General features: G+C 68.1%; 16 protein-coding genes and 4 pseudogenes. 12 read left to right on the forward strand and 8 right to left on the reverse strand.

Features of this window, described 5'->3' with window-relative positions; translation table 11 throughout:
- The first annotated feature begins 60 nt into the window (after nucleotides 1-60).
- Entirely contained in the window at nucleotides 61-240 is a 180-nt protein-coding gene (locus EBH09_RS36575; RefSeq protein WP_121751018.1) for a hypothetical protein, read from the forward strand.
- A gap of 106 nt (nucleotides 241-346) precedes the next feature.
- Here EBH09_RS36575 and EBH09_RS36580 read toward each other — a convergent pair.
- Both EBH09_RS36580 and EBH09_RS36585 read right to left on the reverse strand, forming a co-directional pair.
- Nucleotides 347-710 (reverse strand): annotated as a pseudogene (locus EBH09_RS36580) (thioredoxin family protein).
- A gap of 147 nt (nucleotides 711-857) precedes the next feature.
- Entirely contained in the window at nucleotides 858-2,471 is a 1,614-nt protein-coding gene (locus EBH09_RS36585) for an MFS transporter (protein ID WP_121751019.1), read from the reverse strand.
- A 137-nt stretch (nucleotides 2,472-2,608) separates the two neighbouring features.
- Between EBH09_RS36585 and EBH09_RS36590 the strand changes: the two genes are divergently transcribed.
- The 4 genes from EBH09_RS36590 to istB all read left to right on the forward strand — a co-directional run bounded on the left by EBH09_RS36590 (nucleotide 2,609) and on the right by istB (nucleotide 6,707).
- Nucleotides 2,609-3,223, forward strand: a complete 615-nt coding sequence (locus EBH09_RS36590) for a helix-turn-helix transcriptional regulator (RefSeq protein ID WP_193776718.1) — start codon at nucleotides 2,609-2,611, stop codon at nucleotides 3,221-3,223.
- Nucleotides 3,224-3,352: 129 nt separating this feature from the next.
- Nucleotides 3,353-4,243 (forward strand): class I SAM-dependent methyltransferase, encoded by an 891-nt coding sequence (locus EBH09_RS36595; RefSeq protein WP_121751020.1) that lies wholly within the window; start codon nucleotides 3,353-3,355, stop codon nucleotides 4,241-4,243.
- Between the two features lie 278 nt (nucleotides 4,244-4,521).
- The gene (gene istA, locus EBH09_RS36600; protein WP_193776719.1) at nucleotides 4,522-5,940 is read left to right on the forward strand and encodes an IS21 family transposase; all 1,419 of its coding nucleotides are present in this window, start codon (nucleotides 4,522-4,524) and stop codon (nucleotides 5,938-5,940) included.
- Nucleotides 5,937-6,707 (forward strand): IS21-like element helper ATPase IstB, encoded by a 771-nt coding sequence (gene istB / locus EBH09_RS36605; protein ID WP_121751022.1) that lies wholly within the window; start codon nucleotides 5,937-5,939, stop codon nucleotides 6,705-6,707. Before istA ends, istB begins: the two co-directional genes overlap by 4 nt.
- 34 nt (nucleotides 6,708-6,741) lie before the next feature.
- Here istB and EBH09_RS36610 read toward each other — a convergent pair whose 3' ends face one another.
- Nucleotides 6,742-7,116, reverse strand: coding sequence for a hypothetical protein (locus tag EBH09_RS36610; RefSeq protein WP_121751201.1), 375 nt, complete (start codon nucleotides 7,114-7,116; stop codon nucleotides 6,742-6,744).
- Nucleotides 7,117-7,436: 320 nt separating this feature from the next.
- On the opposite strand from EBH09_RS36610, the pseudogene EBH09_RS39695 reads away from it, so the two are divergent.
- Nucleotides 7,437-7,619, forward strand: a pseudogene (locus EBH09_RS39695) (sporulation protein); the annotation flags it as partial.
- Between the two features lie 114 nt (nucleotides 7,620-7,733).
- Here EBH09_RS39695 and EBH09_RS36620 read toward each other — a convergent pair.
- From EBH09_RS36620 to EBH09_RS36630, 3 genes are read right to left on the reverse strand one after another with little or no spacing between them, the layout of a single operon-like run.
- Complete coding sequence (locus EBH09_RS36620) at nucleotides 7,734-8,090, reverse strand: hypothetical protein (protein ID WP_121751023.1); 357 nt, start codon at nucleotides 8,088-8,090, stop codon at nucleotides 7,734-7,736.
- A 17-nt stretch (nucleotides 8,091-8,107) separates the two neighbouring features.
- Nucleotides 8,108-8,581 carry a hypothetical protein gene (locus EBH09_RS36625; protein ID WP_193776720.1) on the reverse strand — a complete coding sequence of 158 codons (474 nt, stop codon included), beginning with the start codon at nucleotides 8,579-8,581 and terminating at the stop codon, nucleotides 8,108-8,110.
- A gap of 19 nt (nucleotides 8,582-8,600) precedes the next feature.
- Complete coding sequence (locus EBH09_RS36630; protein WP_193776721.1) at nucleotides 8,601-9,362, reverse strand: GNAT family N-acetyltransferase; 762 nt, start codon at nucleotides 9,360-9,362, stop codon at nucleotides 8,601-8,603.
- A 528-nt stretch (nucleotides 9,363-9,890) separates the two neighbouring features.
- Between EBH09_RS36630 and EBH09_RS36635 the strand changes: the two are divergent.
- From EBH09_RS36635 to EBH09_RS36650, 4 genes and pseudogenes are all read left to right on the forward strand, one after another.
- Nucleotides 9,891-10,178 (forward strand): annotated as a pseudogene (locus tag EBH09_RS36635) (transposase); the annotation flags it as partial.
- Between the two features lie 231 nt (nucleotides 10,179-10,409).
- A complete protein-coding gene (locus EBH09_RS36640) occupies nucleotides 10,410-10,862 on the forward strand; it encodes a winged helix-turn-helix domain-containing protein (protein ID WP_274595163.1) in 453 nt (150 codons plus the stop codon).
- Nucleotides 10,859-11,407, forward strand: coding sequence for a transposase (locus EBH09_RS36645; protein ID WP_238697557.1), 549 nt, complete (start codon nucleotides 10,859-10,861; stop codon nucleotides 11,405-11,407). The genes EBH09_RS36640 and EBH09_RS36645 overlap by 4 nt, the downstream gene beginning before the upstream one ends.
- Before the next feature lie 130 nt (nucleotides 11,408-11,537).
- Nucleotides 11,538-12,015 (forward strand): annotated as a pseudogene (locus EBH09_RS36650) (hypothetical protein).
- On the opposite strand, the gene EBH09_RS36655 reads toward EBH09_RS36650, so the two are convergent.
- Together EBH09_RS36655 and EBH09_RS36665 are read right to left on the reverse strand one after the other, a co-directional pair.
- The gene (locus EBH09_RS36655; protein WP_121751026.1) at nucleotides 11,948-12,763 is read right to left on the reverse strand and encodes an IS5 family transposase; all 816 of its coding nucleotides are present in this window, start codon (nucleotides 12,761-12,763) and stop codon (nucleotides 11,948-11,950) included. The pseudogene EBH09_RS36650 and the gene EBH09_RS36655 overlap by 68 nt on opposite strands.
- Nucleotides 12,764-13,045: 282 nt before the next feature.
- Entirely contained in the window at nucleotides 13,046-13,810 is a 765-nt protein-coding gene (locus tag EBH09_RS36665; RefSeq protein WP_121751027.1) for an SDR family oxidoreductase, read from the reverse strand.
- A gap of 52 nt (nucleotides 13,811-13,862) precedes the next feature.
- Between EBH09_RS36665 and EBH09_RS36670 the strand changes: the two genes are divergently transcribed.
- Nucleotides 13,863-14,495: a TetR/AcrR family transcriptional regulator gene (locus tag EBH09_RS36670; RefSeq protein WP_121751028.1), complete on the forward strand. Its 633-nt coding sequence runs from the start codon at nucleotides 13,863-13,865 to the stop codon at nucleotides 14,493-14,495.
- Between the two features lie 546 nt (nucleotides 14,496-15,041).
- Nucleotides 15,042-15,215 (forward strand): hypothetical protein, encoded by a 174-nt coding sequence (locus tag EBH09_RS36675; protein WP_238697558.1) that lies wholly within the window; start codon nucleotides 15,042-15,044, stop codon nucleotides 15,213-15,215.
- The last annotated feature ends 227 nt before the right edge of the window (nucleotides 15,216-15,442 follow it).

Consider the following 15,442-nt stretch of genomic DNA (forward strand, 5'->3'; position numbering starts at 1 on the left):
CGTCGCGGCGATCCTCCGAGAGATGCCGGGCCGCCTGGACCGTGCGCGCCGGCAGCAGCAATGCCTGAACAGGACACCGCGCCCCGTCACCTCACAGACGAGCAGATCAGCGAGATCATCCCCGAGGACGTGCTGCCCCCGCTGGCCAGGGTGACGCCGCAGGCGACTCCCCGCATGCTCGTGCTGGGTGGGCCCCAGGAATCGTGCAAGACCACACTCCAACCCGTGGTGGCCGAGTAGTCGGGCCTGGGCGAGGACGTCGTGTACTTCGACGGAGATGACCACAACGACTTCCACCCGTACTGCGTTACGCGATCACGATAGGGCGAAGTTCAGGTAGGGGTACCTACAGGTTTTTGTCTCCTGCGGTGCCGGCAGCGCGCAATGCGTCCATGTCGAGGCTGCGCGCCTGGTGAATGAGGTCGTCGAGTTCTCCTCGGGCAGGGAGCCGGGCCGGCGGAAGATGGCGATCTGTTCGCGCACGATCATGAAGGTGGGGATCGATGTGATCTCGCATGCCTGCGCCAGTTCCCGCTGTGCCTCGGTGTCGACCTGGCGAGTACGACGCCCTCATGCTTGTTCGAGACCTGCTCGAAGGCGGGCCCGAGCGTGCAAGGTCTGCCCCATTCGGCCGAGAAGTCGATGATCACGAAGTCGTTTCCGGAGGTGACCTCGTCGAAGTTGTCCGTGGTCAGCTCGATCGTGGTCATGGGCGCTGCTCCTGCGTGTGATCGGGGGAATCGGGTTGCGCGCAGGCGATGTACGGCAGTCGGGTACACCCCGTGGTCGAGGTGTACCCGACGGCGGACTGCCGTGCGAGCGGCGTCGTGCTCCGCCCGCACGGGGTTTGTGCGAGGTCAGCGAGCGGCGACGTTCACCGTGACCCCGGTCTCGGGGGCTGCCTCGGCGTCGGGTTGGCGGGGTGCGGTGTTCTTTGGGCCGCGCAGGGCGACGTAGACGAGCAGGGCGGCCATGACGGCGGCGCCGACCCACATGGACTGCTGCCAGCCGTCGACGAAGGACTGCTGCGCGGCGTGGATCAGATCCTGGGCGTGGCGTCCGGTGGCGGGCGCGACCTCGATGGCGTTGGCGATGCCCTCGCGTGCGGTGTCCGCGGCCCCGTCGGGGATGCCGTCGAGCTTGCCGTCGATGGCGCTGCGGTAGCCGCTGGCCAGGAGCGCGCCGAGCATCGCGATTCCGAGAGCGGTGCCGAACTCGCGGGTGACGTCGTTGAGCGCGGAGGCGACGCCCTGCTTGGCGCGGGGCAGGGAGCCGGTGATGGCCTCGGTGGAGGGCGTCATCGACAGGCCCATGCCGATACCCATGACGATCATGCCGGCCAGGAGGGACAGGTAGCCGCCGTCCACGGATACGAACATCGCCATCAGCGCCAGGCCGAACGCGGACAGGGCGACGCCGACCGTCATGGTGGAGCGGGCGCCGATCTTGGCGGCCACCTTGGGGGCCAGGCCCGAGCCCGTCATCATCATGACGGCCATCGGCATCAGCGCCACGGTCGACAGCAGCCCCGACATGCCGAGCACAGCCTGGAAGAACGGGAAGAGGACCACGGCGATACCGGCCTGGACACCGAAGACGACCAGCAGGGTGATCGAGCCGCCGGCCTGGCCGCGCTCACGGAACAGGCGTACGTCCAACAGCGAGGCATCGCGGCGGCGCAGCTCCCAGGCCACGAAGGCGACGGCGGCGGCGACGCCGACGGCCAGGCTGACCAGCGTGATGGGGGCGGTCCAGCCGCGCTCGGGGCCTTCCTGCAGGACGAAGATGAGACCAGTCACGGCGATGATGGAGAGCAGCGCGCCAATCGTGTCGAAGGAATGGGCGGAGCGTTCGCGGGAGTTGGGCACCGACTTCAGTGTCATCGCCAGCGACACGGCCCCCAGGACCACGGGCAGTACGAACAGCCAGCGCCAGTCGGCGACGTCGACCAGCAGGGCGGAGAGGAACATGCCCACGATGCCGCCGCCTCCGGCGACACCGGTCCACACACCGATCGCCTTGCCGCGTTCCTCCTCCGGGAAGGTGGAGGTGATGACGGCCAGGGTGATCGGCATGATCATCGCGGCGCTGACGCCGGCGGCCACCCGGGCCGCGATCATTACCCCGGCCGTCGGGGCGAGTCCCGCGAGGACGCTGGCGGCGCCGAAGGTGACCAACCCCGCGATCAACATGGGCTTGCGGCCCAGGCGGTCACCGATGGCGCCGAGCGGCAGCAGCAGCGCGGACAGGGCGAGGGTGTAGCTGTTGATCATCCACAGGACGGCGGTCTGCGAGGCGCCGAACTCGACGGCCAGGTGGGTCTGGGCGACGCTAAGCCCCGACACCGAGGCGATGACAGCCATCAAAGCGATCGAGACGGTGATCAGGATCGCGCGCAGCTGACGCGCATCCGGCGCACCTACTGCGCCGACCGGCGATTCCGGCGTCTGTGGAGGCTGATGGGTACTCATGGTTTCCTTCCAAAAAGGCATGCGGAATCAGCGCCGGGACAAGACCGGTCGCCAGTTGGGTGTGATGGGGAGCCCCGTCCGGACCACCTGTGTTCGACGTTAAGCCCGTTTTGCATCAAAGGCATATGATGTTGCCCATGAAGCAAGAAGATGGGCAGCTGGACAGCCTCGTACGCAAACGGATCCGCGCGCTGCGCGTCGCACAGGGCTGGTCCCTGGAGGAGCTGGCATCCCGGGCCAACCTCAGCCAGTCCTCACTGAGCCGCATCGAGAACGGTCAGCGTCGCCTCGCCCTGGACCAGCTCGTCACTCTCGCGCGCGCCCTGGACACCACTTTGGACCAGCTCGTGGAGAACGCCGCGGACGATGTCGTCATCAGCCCGATGATCGACGGCGCTCACGGCTTGATGCGCTGGCCCGTGAAGAGCGACCCCGGCGTGAGCGTGATGCGTCAGCGGCTGACCGACCCGCCGCCCGACAATCCGGCCCGCATGCGCGCCCATCCCGGCCGCGAGTGGTTCGTCGTCCTGTCCGGCACCGCCGTCCTCATGCTCGGCCACCGTCGCTATCGCATCGAGACCAACCAGGCCGCCGAGTTCCCGACCATGATGCCGCACGCCCTCGGCGCCGAGGGCGGCCCCTGCGAGATCCTGGGCATTTTCGACCGCGACGCCCGACGTGGCCACCAGAAAGACGTCGACACCGACGACTCCGAAGCCGACTGCACGGGCGCCCAGGGCCCCTGCGCATAGCGGGCCGTGGCCGGGTGGGAGGTCCGGCAAAGCGGGCGATCTTGCGTGCCGGGCAGTGCGCCAGACCGTCTCTTTGCCTTATGCGCAACAAGGCGTGCGGCAGGCGCATGGTCGGCTTACGGTGGAGTCATGACCCACACTCATCAGCACACCCCCCACCACGGCAACGGCGGTCACCACCCCCACGGCCATGGCGGACACCATGCGCACAGCGACGGCGGTCAGGCGGAGATCCTCGACCTGGATGCCGAGGTGCTCGCCGAGCACATCGCGTCAATCACCGCCTGGCTGCCGCTGAAGGACGAGCCCCGCCACATCGTGGACCTGGGCTGTGGCACCGGCGCGGGCACCTTCGCCCTCCTCGAACGCTTCCCCGATGCGCACATCACCGCCGTCGACACCTCCGCCGAGCACCTGAAGTTCCTGCGCGAGAAGGCATGCGCCCGCGGCATCCAGGAGCGCGTACGGACCGTGCAGGCCGACCTCGACCACGACGACTGGCCCGACCTCGGCCAGCCGGACCTGGTGTGGGCCTCGGCCTCGATGCACCACATGGCGAACCCCGAACGCGCCCTGCGCAACGCCCGCGAACTACTTGCCCCTGGCGGCCTGTTCGCCGTCGTCGAGCTCGCGGGCGTCCCCCGCTTCCTGCCCGCCCACGCCCCGGAGAACCGGCCCGGCCTCGAAGAGCGCGCCCATGCTGCGACCAACAGCTTCCACGCCGAGCGCGTTCCGCACCGCGGCGCCGACTGGGGGCCGATGCTGACCGCCGCCGGTTTCACCGTCGAGGACGATCGCACCCTCACTGTCAGCGTCGCAGGGGCGCGCAGCGAAGCGGTCGGCCGCTACGCCTACGGCATTCTGCAGCGAATTCGCAGCGTCGCCGCCCCGGCTCTCAGCCCCGAGGACCTCGCCGCGCTGGACGAGCTCCTGGACACCAGCAGCCCGAACAGCCTGCTGCTCCGCGAGGACCTCGCCGTACGCACCGAGCGCACGGTGTGGGCCGCCCGCCGCGCCTGATACCCGGTGCGATGGGCCGCCTGTCAGGCAGGTATCAAGTCATTCCTTGCCCCTGACAGGCGCGGTCATCGGAGCGGTTGGGCCTCGCGCGGGTGTCTGGTGACAGCGATGCGTGGGACTGATTGGGAGGGCGGACCCAGCGCCAACTGCAGTTGTCGGCGTACACGTGAACGTCCCCACCCGCGTACGGATGAAAAGGGACAGTTGTTGATGCGTTGAGATCCTCTGCTCGACACTCTGCTGCTTGGTCGGTGAGAGGCGGCGGAAGGCGGTCGACGGTGGTCTTGGATCCGCATCGATGGTTGGAACTGCGGCGCTTCCGGGGTCTGTTGGAGTCCGGGGTGATCAGCCTCTCGGAGGTGGCCCGGGAGACCGGGCTGGACCGGAAGACGGTCCGCAAGTATCTGTCGGCACCAGGTCCGGCGACCCCGCCGCGCCGGTCGCCGAACGGGCGGTCGAAGGCGAGGGTGATCGACGAGTTCGCGCCGCTGGTCGACTCGATGCTCCGGGCGGAGATCCTGATGAAGGCCGCGGTGATCCACGGGCGGCTGACCGCGGAGTACGGGTTCACCGGCAACTACCAGAGGGTCAAGCTCTACGTTCAGGAAGCCCGGCCTCGCATCGCCGAGGAGCTCGGCATCACGCCGAAGGAACTCGCCGGCATGCACCGCCGCTTCGAGGTCATCCCCGGTGCCCAGGCCCAGGTCGACTGGGGCGACGAGGGCAAGATCCTCGCCCACATGGGCATTCCGAAGGTGTACTCCTTCCACATGACGCTGTCGTACTCGCGCGACCCGTTCTGCTGCTTCACCACCAGCCAGGACCTCCAGACGTTCTTCGACTGCCACCGGAGGGCCTTCGCTCACTTCGGTGGCGTCCCGATGACGATCGTCTACGACCGCACGAAGACGGTCGTCCGACGGCACGTCGCTCCGGGCGAGGCGGTCCCGCTGCATCCGGAAGCGGTCGGGTTCGCGGGCCACTACGACTTCGATATCGACGTCCTGGCCGCCTACCGGCCCACCGGCAAGGGCCGTGTCGAACGGCAGGTCCTGATCGTCCGTGACCACGTCCTGTCCGGCCGGTCCTTCTCCTCCGTGGAGGAGATGGACGCCGCCTTCGCCGCATGGGGGCCGCAGCGACGGGCTCAGGCCCACAGGACTCACCAGCAGATCATCGGCGAGCGGGCGGCCCGCGACCACATGGCCCTCAAGCCGCTGCCGGAGACTCCGTATCTGGTGGCCGAGCGGCATCTGCGGCCGGTCGGCAAGGACTGCCTGGTCGCCTTCGGCGGCAACCTCTACTCGGTGCCTGCCCGCAGGGTCCGACCGCGTCAGCTGGTGGAGATCAGGGCCACGAAGTCGCAGGTCATGCTGCACTCCACCATCGTGGACAGCAGCGGCGAGACGCTGCTGGCCACCCATCCGCGGGCGATCGGCCGCGGGGTCCGCGTTGTCGAAGAGACCCACTGGGATGGCCTGCCCACCGGCAAGGGACGCCGCACCACCACCGGCGATGTCCTGCCACGACCTCGCCATGAACGTCCACTGGGCGAGGAGGCCGGACCTCTGCAGGCACTGCTGAACCGGGCTGCGGCCACCCGCGTCGAGGTCGGCCGCCGTCCGCTGTCGGTCTATGACGAGCTGACCGGAACCCGTCCCTTCACCACCCGTCCGAGCACGAGGGAAACGTCTTGAGCGAGCTGGTCTCCACCCGCATCCGCAATACGGCCGGCAAGCTCGGCCTGCCCCACCTGGCCGAAACGATCAACGAGTACACCCGGCGGGCCGACGAGGGGAAGATGGGCTACCTCGATTTCCTCGACCTGGTCCTGTCCGAGGAACTCGCCGTCCGCGACGACCGCCGCTTCCGCCAGGGCCTGCGACTCTCGAAGCTGCCGCACCACAAGACGCTCGACGAGTACGACTTCTCCTTCCAGCCCGACCTCGACCCGCGCAAGGTCAAGGACCTGGCCACCCTCTCGTTCGTCGACGGCAAGGCGAACGCCGCCCTGCTCGGGCCGCCCGGGGTCGGCAAGACGCACATCGCCGTCGCGCTCGCGGTTGCGGCCTGCCGGGCCGGTTACTCGATCTATTTCACCAGCCTCGACGACATGGTTCGCAACCTCAAAGCCGCCGAAGCCGCCGGCCGTCTGACGAACAAGCTCGGCACCTACCTGCGGCCCAGCGTTCTCGTCGTCGACGAGGTCGGCTACCAGCCCCTCGAACGAGCCGAGGCGAACCTGGTCTTCCAGGTCATCTCCAAGCGCTACGAGAAGGGCTCGATCATCCTGACCTCGAACAAGACCTTCAGCGAATGGGGCCAGGTCTTCGGCGACGAGGTCCTCGCCACCGCCATCCTCGACCGGCTCCTCCACCACTGCGAAGTGATCTCCATCAACGGCCCCAGCTACCGGCTCAAGAACCGCCTCAAGGCGATCGAGCGAGAGAACGACGTGGCCTGACAACCCACGTCGCTTCCGGCGGCCGAACACTTGATCAGTTGTTGATCACCGGCTGAAAGATCTCGGAGAACTCGCCGTTCTCGATCAGTCCGGCGATCACTTCGGTCATGCTGTCGATGCCCGGAAACCTGACGATCAGGCCGTCCGAGACCCAGAAGTACCGGCCCCCGAGGGCCTCGTCGGTCCCTGTCCAGAGTTTCATCAGGCGCTCGACTTCCGCGACGGTGAACACGGTCGCGGTCCAACGAGATCCATCCTCCAGAGTCACGAAGACATCGACGTTGCAGACCTCGTCCAAGTCCTCGCCGTCGCTGGGCAGGAACGACACCTCGAAACCCTCCATACGGACCCGATACCAGGGCTCGTCCCACCCTCGCTCGATCGGTTCAGACGATGTACTGCGGCTCATCGCGCGAGTGTCCCTGGTCGGGGCATCGATCTCAACCGAGGTCCCTGCCGCACTGCCGCCCCCCACGGCCAGAGCTGGGGACGTTCGTCCGTACGCAACTGGGGAGAAAAGTCCGTACGCCGACAGCAGTGGACGCCCGGGAGAAAGGGGGGCGATTTTCAAGCTCTGCCTCAACCCACTGCGGATCCTCGCCGAGACGGACGGCGATCCGGCAGCCCGGCAGCGGTCACCTATCTCGTACCTCCCGCGCCGCGCACGCTTGCGCAGGTCGTGGCACCCCGGGCACAGCCCGCGCGGCGTGACGGCGCCCCAGCTTCCGCGGCGGCCGCCAGGTCGGCCGCACCGACCTTGAGCAGCTGCGCGACGCGGCCGGCGACGCCCGCCGCTACGACTCCAAGTACGGCGGCGGCAACTGGCGGGTCAACTCCGTCACCACCTGCTTCCAGAAGGAAGCTGCCCCGCTGCTGCAGGGCAGCTTCTCCCACGACGTGGGACGCGAACTCTCGCCAAGGACTGCGCCCGAGAGTTCAACACCGCGCTCAGCCCGTGGCAGCGTGAGCCGTCCGTCCGTGCATTCGTCCAGCGCACCCGAAAGGAGCTCGGGGTAGCCGCCTGAGTCAGCTGGACCCGAACGGCGCATCCCCCGCCCGCGGCGCGAACCCGGTGACCACATCACCCGGCTCCGCGTGCCGTGTCAGCAGCGAACGCAGTCGTTCGCTCTCGTCATGCTGGGCAGCCAGTCGCGAGATGGCCAGGACTCTGAACTCGGCCAGCTCCGCCAGTTCCCTGTCCCGACGGGCCACCCGGTCCCTCAGTTCGGCGTTCTCCTTCTTCAGCCGTTCAAGCTGCGCGGCACGGGGGTCGACTATCTCACCGGCCTGCAGCGCCTGGAGGCGGGCGGTGAATTCCTCGGCGAGGTGCTGGTAGGGGCCGGGCCGGCTCGTGCCGTCACGGAGCGTTTTCAGCGTGGCCACTGATCGGGTGACGCCGGTCAGGCCGAGGTGAGAGCCGCAACGCACAAAGCCCCCGTGCCGTTGAGGGAGGTGTTCGGCGTCTCAACCCACCGGCACAGGAGCCCGATCGGGGCGCTCAGCAAGGGGCCCGGTGCCTCCCATGCAGGGAGTGCGTTCCGCAGCAGCCGCCACGCGGCGTCGCCCGCGCCCCACAGGGCCTGCTCCCGGGCCTCGGCGACGGCTTCGCCCCAGGTGCCGGGCGGCGTGTAGCGGTGAGTGCCCTCGTGCATCGCTCTCAGTACGGCCTCTGCGGTCTCCCTGGCCACCCCACGGGCGGCCGTCATCCCCAGCCAGTGGTCGTCCCCACCCAGCCGCCATGCGCCGCGCGCCGGACTCATGGCCTCCACGGGCAGGACCTCCGGCAGGCAGCAAGGGTCCGACGCCAGGCTGCCGTAGCCGAAGGAGCCGAGCGGATCCAGGAGGTGCCGGATCTGGAGTATCAGCGCGTCCACGGTCCTTGAGAGTGACCGGCTACACCTGTTGTGGCTGACGTGTGGAGAGCTCGTCCGGCACGCTGCGGGAATCGAGGGCAGGGGTGCTGACGGCGCAGAGGGTCTGGCTCCAGTGTGGCCGGTACTGGTTCTTGTAGGCGTGCTGGCCTGGGGCGGTACGGCCCAGGTCGAGGTGTTCGTATCCGGCACAGGTCAGGTCCTGTGCGAGGTGGCGCAGCAGTGCGTGGCCTGGTGCGAGGTCCCTGTAGTCCGGGTGCATCGCTGGTACGACGGAGTAGGCCCGGCGGTTTCGTGTCAGGCAGAGTTGGGCTGCGACGACTTCGCCATCCAGGGCGAGGGTGGCGATGAACGCTGTGCTGGGGCCGCACCGTTTGAGCACGGCCTGCCAGTGGGCTGCGCCGGGTGTGTGGCGCGCGCCGGCCGGCGGGGTGTGGCCGGCCCAGCGGTGAGCGTGCAGCCGGGCCAGGACAGCGTAGGCGCTGAGTAACTCGCCGCTGTCGCGGCTGCGCTGGTAGGTCACCTTCCGGCTGATGGCGACTTCGTCCCAGGTCCGCTGGCGTCGCTTGTGATCACGTCTGGTCGAGCGCGACATCGCCTCATAGGCGAGCGGTAACGCGATCTCGGCGCAGTCGGTGACGCTCGTGCGCCACAGCCCGGATGCGGCCGGGCCACTGGAAGCGAGGTGCCGGGCGAGGTGGCCGGCCGCGGGCAGGCCCGCGATTTCCACCCGGTGGCCCTGGTACGCCAGGTCGTGGAGGTACCGGGCGAAGGACGCCGACACCCGCGGGTCCTCGGCTGCCGGGCCCACGGCCCGGACGTACTCTCCCATCGGCGTGGACAGTGCATACGTCCGCACCTCCGAGCCCTCGTGGTCGTGAACCAGCGGCAGAGCGGCGAGGACCTGCCCGGCAGCATCCTCGCAGAGGACCACGACGGGGCGGGCAGTGAACGGGAGTTGCTGCGCCCATCCGGTGAGCCACGATGGAGACTGGTAGGGCGTTGCTTCCGGGTCCTGCCGGTACAGCTCCGCCCACGAAGAGGCCAAGAAGGCGCCGGCAGCAGCCCTCTCGAGAGCACGCACGCATAAATTCATGATCGGTTTCTCCTCGCTGGGCGATCAGATGGCGCCGAACCCCCATGGTCACGTCGCCCCGCACGGCAAAACGCCGCATCAAACCTGAATTCACACGAACGAGACTCCGATAGACACGCCGACCGGACGCGACGGATAGGTGTCGTCGGCCCGCCTGGCCGTCAGCTACGTCAGAGCGCTCATAGGCTTTCGGCCTCTCTGCTCGTATGTCTGGGTATGGGAAACCGTCAGTCGCGGCCGTGGATCGTGTCGGACGAACTGTGGTCGCTGGCCGAGCCGTTGTTGCCGAAGCCGGGTCCGAAGAAGGTCGAGGGCAGACCGCGGGTGCCGGACCGACAGGCGCTGTGCGGGATCCTCTTCGTCCTGCACACCGGCATCCAGTGGGAGTACCTGCTGCCCCAGGAGTTGGGCTTCGGCTCCGGGATGACGTACTGGCGGCGTCTTGCGGCCTGGAGCGGGGCCGGCGTCTGGGACCGCCTGCACGTGCTGCTGGAGAACCTGCGGTCGAAGAACCCGTCTGCTCTGGCAGCGAGGAATTCGCCCCGTGACATCCACGAAGCATTCCTCAGCCTCGCCGTCTGCGTGATCACCCACCGTCACGTTCAACGGCTTTGTTACTGACCTTTCCGCTCAGTTGTCGGGGCTGACATCGCTAGATCCTTGCGGTATGCCGTGGCCATGAGATGTGCGTAGGGTGGTGGTCTCACTCCGCAGGGTCAGGCCGCGCGGGAGCGGGTGCGCATGCTGGCCGCCGATGGCTTTGTGCGGGGTGAGAAGAACACGGTGATCGCGAAAGAACTGCGGGTCAGCGTCCGGTCGGTGGAACGGTGGCGCCGCTCCTGGCGCGAGGGAGGGCGACAGGCTCTGCGCCCGTCGGGCCCGGCCAAGCGGCCGAAGCTCGGACACAGTGACTTCGCCGTGCTCGAGCCGCTGTTGCTGGAAGGCGCGATGGCTCAGGGCTGGGCGGATGAGCGGTGGACGCTCTCGCGGGTGCGGCTGCTGATTGCCGACCAGTTGGAGTTGTTGCGGCGGCATGGCTGGTCGTGTCAGCAGCCTGCCCGGCGGGCGGTCGAACGGGACGATGCGGCGGTGTCCGGCTGGGTGAAGGAGATCTGGCCCCGGGCAAAGCCACCGCGGCGGCGCTCGGGGCATGGCTGGTCTTCGAGAACGAAGCCGCTGTCTCGATGACGTCGCACCGTGCACGCACCTGGGCACCCAGGGGGAGCACACCCGTGGTTCGATTCAACGGCGCTTCCCGCGGCCGCATCACGATGGCCGCACTGGTGTGCTTCAAGGCCGGCGAACGCAGCCGTCTGATCTACCGTCCTCGCGTCCAGTGCCATCACCAAGGGGCCTACCGCGGCTTCACCTGGCAGGACTACCGTGATCTTCTCGTGCGGGCCCACCTCCAGCTCGGCGGTCCCATCCTGGTGATCTGGGACAACCTGAATGTTCATCGCTGCAGCCGATTACGTGAGTACGCGGTAGAGCGTGACTGGCTCACCGTCGTCCAGCTACCCAGCTATGCACCCGACCTCAATCCGGTCGAGGGCATCTGGTCGTTGCTCCGGCGCAGCACTACCGTCAACGTCGTCTTCCGCGATCGCGACCACCTTGTCCAAGCTGTCCGCAGTGGCCTGCGCCGCATCCAACGACGCACCGACCTCATCGAGGATTGCCTCGCCGAAACCGGTCTCACACTCAACACGACAACTGAGCGGAAAGGTCAGTAGGACCTCTTAGAGGCCGTTCTCTTTCCGAACCTCGTGTGACGTATTGGCTGGTCAGGCATGAAGTAGCTGCTGCTGCGAAAGCCTCGGCTTGTTGCCGGGCGAGAGGTCGTGGGGGTGGCGGATGCCGTCGATGCGGGCGGTTCTGGAAGCGCGGCAGAAAGCCGCGGCCGCGCTGGTGAAGGAACTCGAAGCCGAGTTGGAACGGGTGCGGGCGGCTCTGGCGGACGCCGAGGAGGTGCACCGGTGCCGGGTGATCGGCCTGGAGCAGTATCTGGAGGCGCTGGCCGAGGAGGAAGCCGGTCGGACCGCGCCGGGCGGTGCCTCACCGGCGACACGCGAGTGAGGTGGCGGAGTTGTCGCCGGACTATCAGGCGTTGATGGCCGCCGCAGTCGATGCGGGAGGCGACGGGCTGGGTGCCCGGCGGGCAGCGGTGGTGCTGGGCTGGGACAGTGCATCCGCCTCCCGCGTCGAAGGTGCCAGGGCACGGCTGAAGCGACTGGTGGAACGGGGCTGGCTGGTCGAGGCGAAGCCGGGCAGGTTCACGCTGCCCCTGTTGCTGCCGGGGCAAGACGCTGCTGGTGCTGGACGGCCAGGCGGCGGCTCATGAGCATGGTCATCGACCACAAAATGACGGCTTCGCTGGTATCGGTGCGGCGTTCGTAGTCCCGGACCAGACGCCGGCTGCGCAGGCACCAGGCGAAAGATCTTTCCACGACCCAGCGGCGGGGCAGCACCGCGAAGCCGCGGGTGTCGTCGCTGCGGCGAACGATGTCCAGGACGAGGCCGAGTTGCGTGGCACTCCAGTCGACGAGGTGGCCGGTGTATCCGCCGTCGGCCCAGACCCGTGCCAGTCGCCCGAAGCGGCCCTGGGCCGCTGGCAGGAGGATGCGGGCGGCGTCCCGGTCGGTGGTCGAGGCCGGGGTGACCAGCACGTCCAGCAGCAGCCCGAGCGTGTCGGTGAGCAGGTGCCGCTTGCGTCCGTTGATCTTCTTCCCGGCGTCGAAACCTCGCGAGCCGTGGGTGACGGTGGCGTCTGCCTTCACCGACTGCGAGTCGATGATCGCCGCAGTCGGTTCCGGATCACGGCCTTCGGCATCGCGGACGGTCTCGCGCAGCCGGTCGTGCAACTCGGCCACGAGTCCCGCATCCCGCCAGCGGGCGAAGAAGGCGTACACCCGTGGCCAGGGCGGGAAGTCCGAGGGCATCGACCGCCACTTGATGCCGTTGTCGACGAGGTAGCGAATCGCGTCGAGCATCTGTCGGTGGCAGTAGCCCTCCGGCCGTCCGCCCCGGCCGGCCAGCCATTCCGGAACCGGCAGCAAGTCCCGCACCACGGCCCACTCGTCATCGCTCATGTCCGAGTCGTACCGGGGCCGGCGCCCTGGCCGGTCGGCTGCGTTTCCGAACCTGTGGGCGAGGCAGTCACACGAAGGAGTGGACCAACTGGACCCGGCAACCGTGACCACGCGACACTTCGACAACAGGGCCTCTTGCTTCTCGCTGGACTCGACATCCGCGAGCTACCAAGAGGCCCTTCTTCCATGCATCCGCACCTGCAGACTCACCCAGACCAGGTCCCTGTTCGAACCCCACCGACCACCCGAGCGGATAGAGAACAGCCAGTTAGTCCTCGTTGGTCAGACGCGTGGGCCGAGGAACAGGCCACCGCTCGCGTCGATGATCTGACCGGTGACCCAGCGGGCGGCGTGGGAGGTGAGGAAGGCGACCACATCGGCTACGTCGTCGGGCCCGCCCAGCCGGTTGAGTGCCGTCATACCGGATATCTGTTCGGTGAGGCCCGGCGTGTCGAAGACAGCTCCGTTGGTCGCCGTCCTGGTGGCCCCAGGAGCGACCGCGTTCACCGTGATCCTTCGGGGGCCGAGTTGGACGGCGATGGTTTTGGTCATCGTCTCGATCGCGCCCTTCGTCATGGCGAAGGATGTCTGGGCCGAGTTGGCCATCCGGGTCGCCACCGACGAGACCGAGACGATCCGGGCGCCCTCGCTCAACAGAGGCAGCGTCCGCTCGATGATGAAGTACGGCGCTCGCACGTTCACCGCGAACAAGTGGTCGAACTCCGCCCTGGTCGTCACGCCGAGCGGGCCGGCCGGGGCGGCTGCCGCGTTGTTGACGAGGATGTCGAGCGGCCGACCGGCCAAGCCGGCCTCCACGCCGGCGAAAAGTGTCTCGACGTCGCCGTCCACGCCCAGTTCGGCTCGGACGGAGAAGGCGGTCCCACCGGCGCGTTCCATCGCGTCGACCGTCGCAGCCGCCCCGCTCTCATCCGTGCCGAAGTGCACGATGACCGTGGCCCCTTCGGCCGCGAGCCGAGCGGCGATTGTCTGCCCGATGCCGCGCGACGCGCCCGTGACTAAAGCCGTTCTGCCCGTCAGATCGCCCATGTCTTCACTCCATCCAAGTGTTAGTTACTAACGTGATGGTAGTGTCTAGCACATGAGTGAGCGGCAACCAACCCTGCGGGAACGACGGCGATTCGAGACGCGGCGCCTGGTCCAAGCGCACGCGGTGCGGCTGTTCACCGACCACGGCTACGACGCGGTGACGGTGGCCGACGTCGCCGAGGCCGCCGGCGTCTCGGCAATGACCGTGTACCGGCACTTTCCCACCAAGGAGGACCTCGTCCTCATCGACCAGCCCGCCCAACTCATCGCCGAGCAGGTCGCCGCATCCTCCGCGACGCAACCCCTGGTGCGCCGCGTCGGCGGCGCGCTCATCGACGCGGCCACCGCCTTGACGGGCGGCAACGGGGACGAACCGGAGGCGAACGAGCGGTTCCTGCTGGACTGCCTCCGGCTCATGGTCTCGACGCCCGCGCTGCGGGCCCGGCACCTGGACAGCCAGTACGCGCTGCAACAGGCCATCGTCGACGCCCTCGGGGGTGACGCGACCGATCCCGACGCCGCGTTTCGCGCCCAGGCGGCGACCAGCGCCTGCATGGCCGCGATGCACACGGCGCTGACGCGTTGGACCGAAGACGACGGACACACCAAGCTGCCCGACCTGGTCACGCGGGCGCTCGCCGCGTCCTTCGGTGATGACGCCGTCGCCACCTACCGGAAGGGCTGAGGCGGCCCACGCACGCCCCTGGGACAGGTCCGAATCGGCCGACGCCCTTGTCGACGGGGCTGCAGCCACCGAGCGACACGGACCCGGCGCTGTCTCCTGCCTTGACCATCTAACACGGCGCGGTTTCAGTGCCTCCCGACGTGCTGAACAATCGCTGTCGACACTCGGGCTCTGGCTCAACTTCTGTGATGTGAACGGTCACGCCGATCTCTGAACGGTGCCGTGACCGGCGTCTCGCAGGTCAGGCCGGTGGAACATGCTCCTGGAGGAGGCACTGGTACTCCGAACCACGAAAGTTGAGCCAGAACCGACACTCGTGAACAAAGTCAGCCGCAAGGGCACAGCAGGGAAGACGGGTTAAAGGACAAGCTGACCCCCGGTGTCACACGCTCTGTGACCGCCACCGACGCCTCGGTTCGGAGCGGGGGGAACGACGTCGCGAATCTGATGTACACCCGAACCATGAAGACCCAGGAAGCGTTCTGCGTGCGATGTGGCAGCGCAGACACCCGAGTTACCTGCCTCGACCAGACCAGCGCGGAAGGCATGTGCCTCCGCTGCGACAAGCCCTTCCACGCCACACCGTGCCAGGGCTGCGGTGGATTCCGGATCGACGGCTCCTTCGGCGTCCCCGGCACGCGGTACGAGAAGCTCCCGGAGAGTGTGAAGTGCTGGGACTGCGGTCACCGCAATCCGCTGCGCGACCCCCGCCCGGAGTAGGCCGGAGCGGGACGACGACCTTGCCGCCGCCCGCGCCGCGAACCGCGAGCTGATGGCCCAGCTGACCCGCCATGCTGATTGATCAAGAAACCCGTGATCAGCTGAACTCGCGGCGTGCGAGGCCGTGATGCTGGCACCACCTCGGACGTTCACGGCCTGCAGAAGGCCCCGTACGTCCCCCCAGAACTCAAGCGGAGACGTGCGGGGCTTTCGCACTACGGGCACAC

This window comes from Streptomyces sp. E2N166, assembly GCF_003671715.1.
GTDB lineage: Bacteria > Actinomycetota > Actinomycetes > Streptomycetales > Streptomycetaceae > Streptomyces > Streptomyces thinghirensis.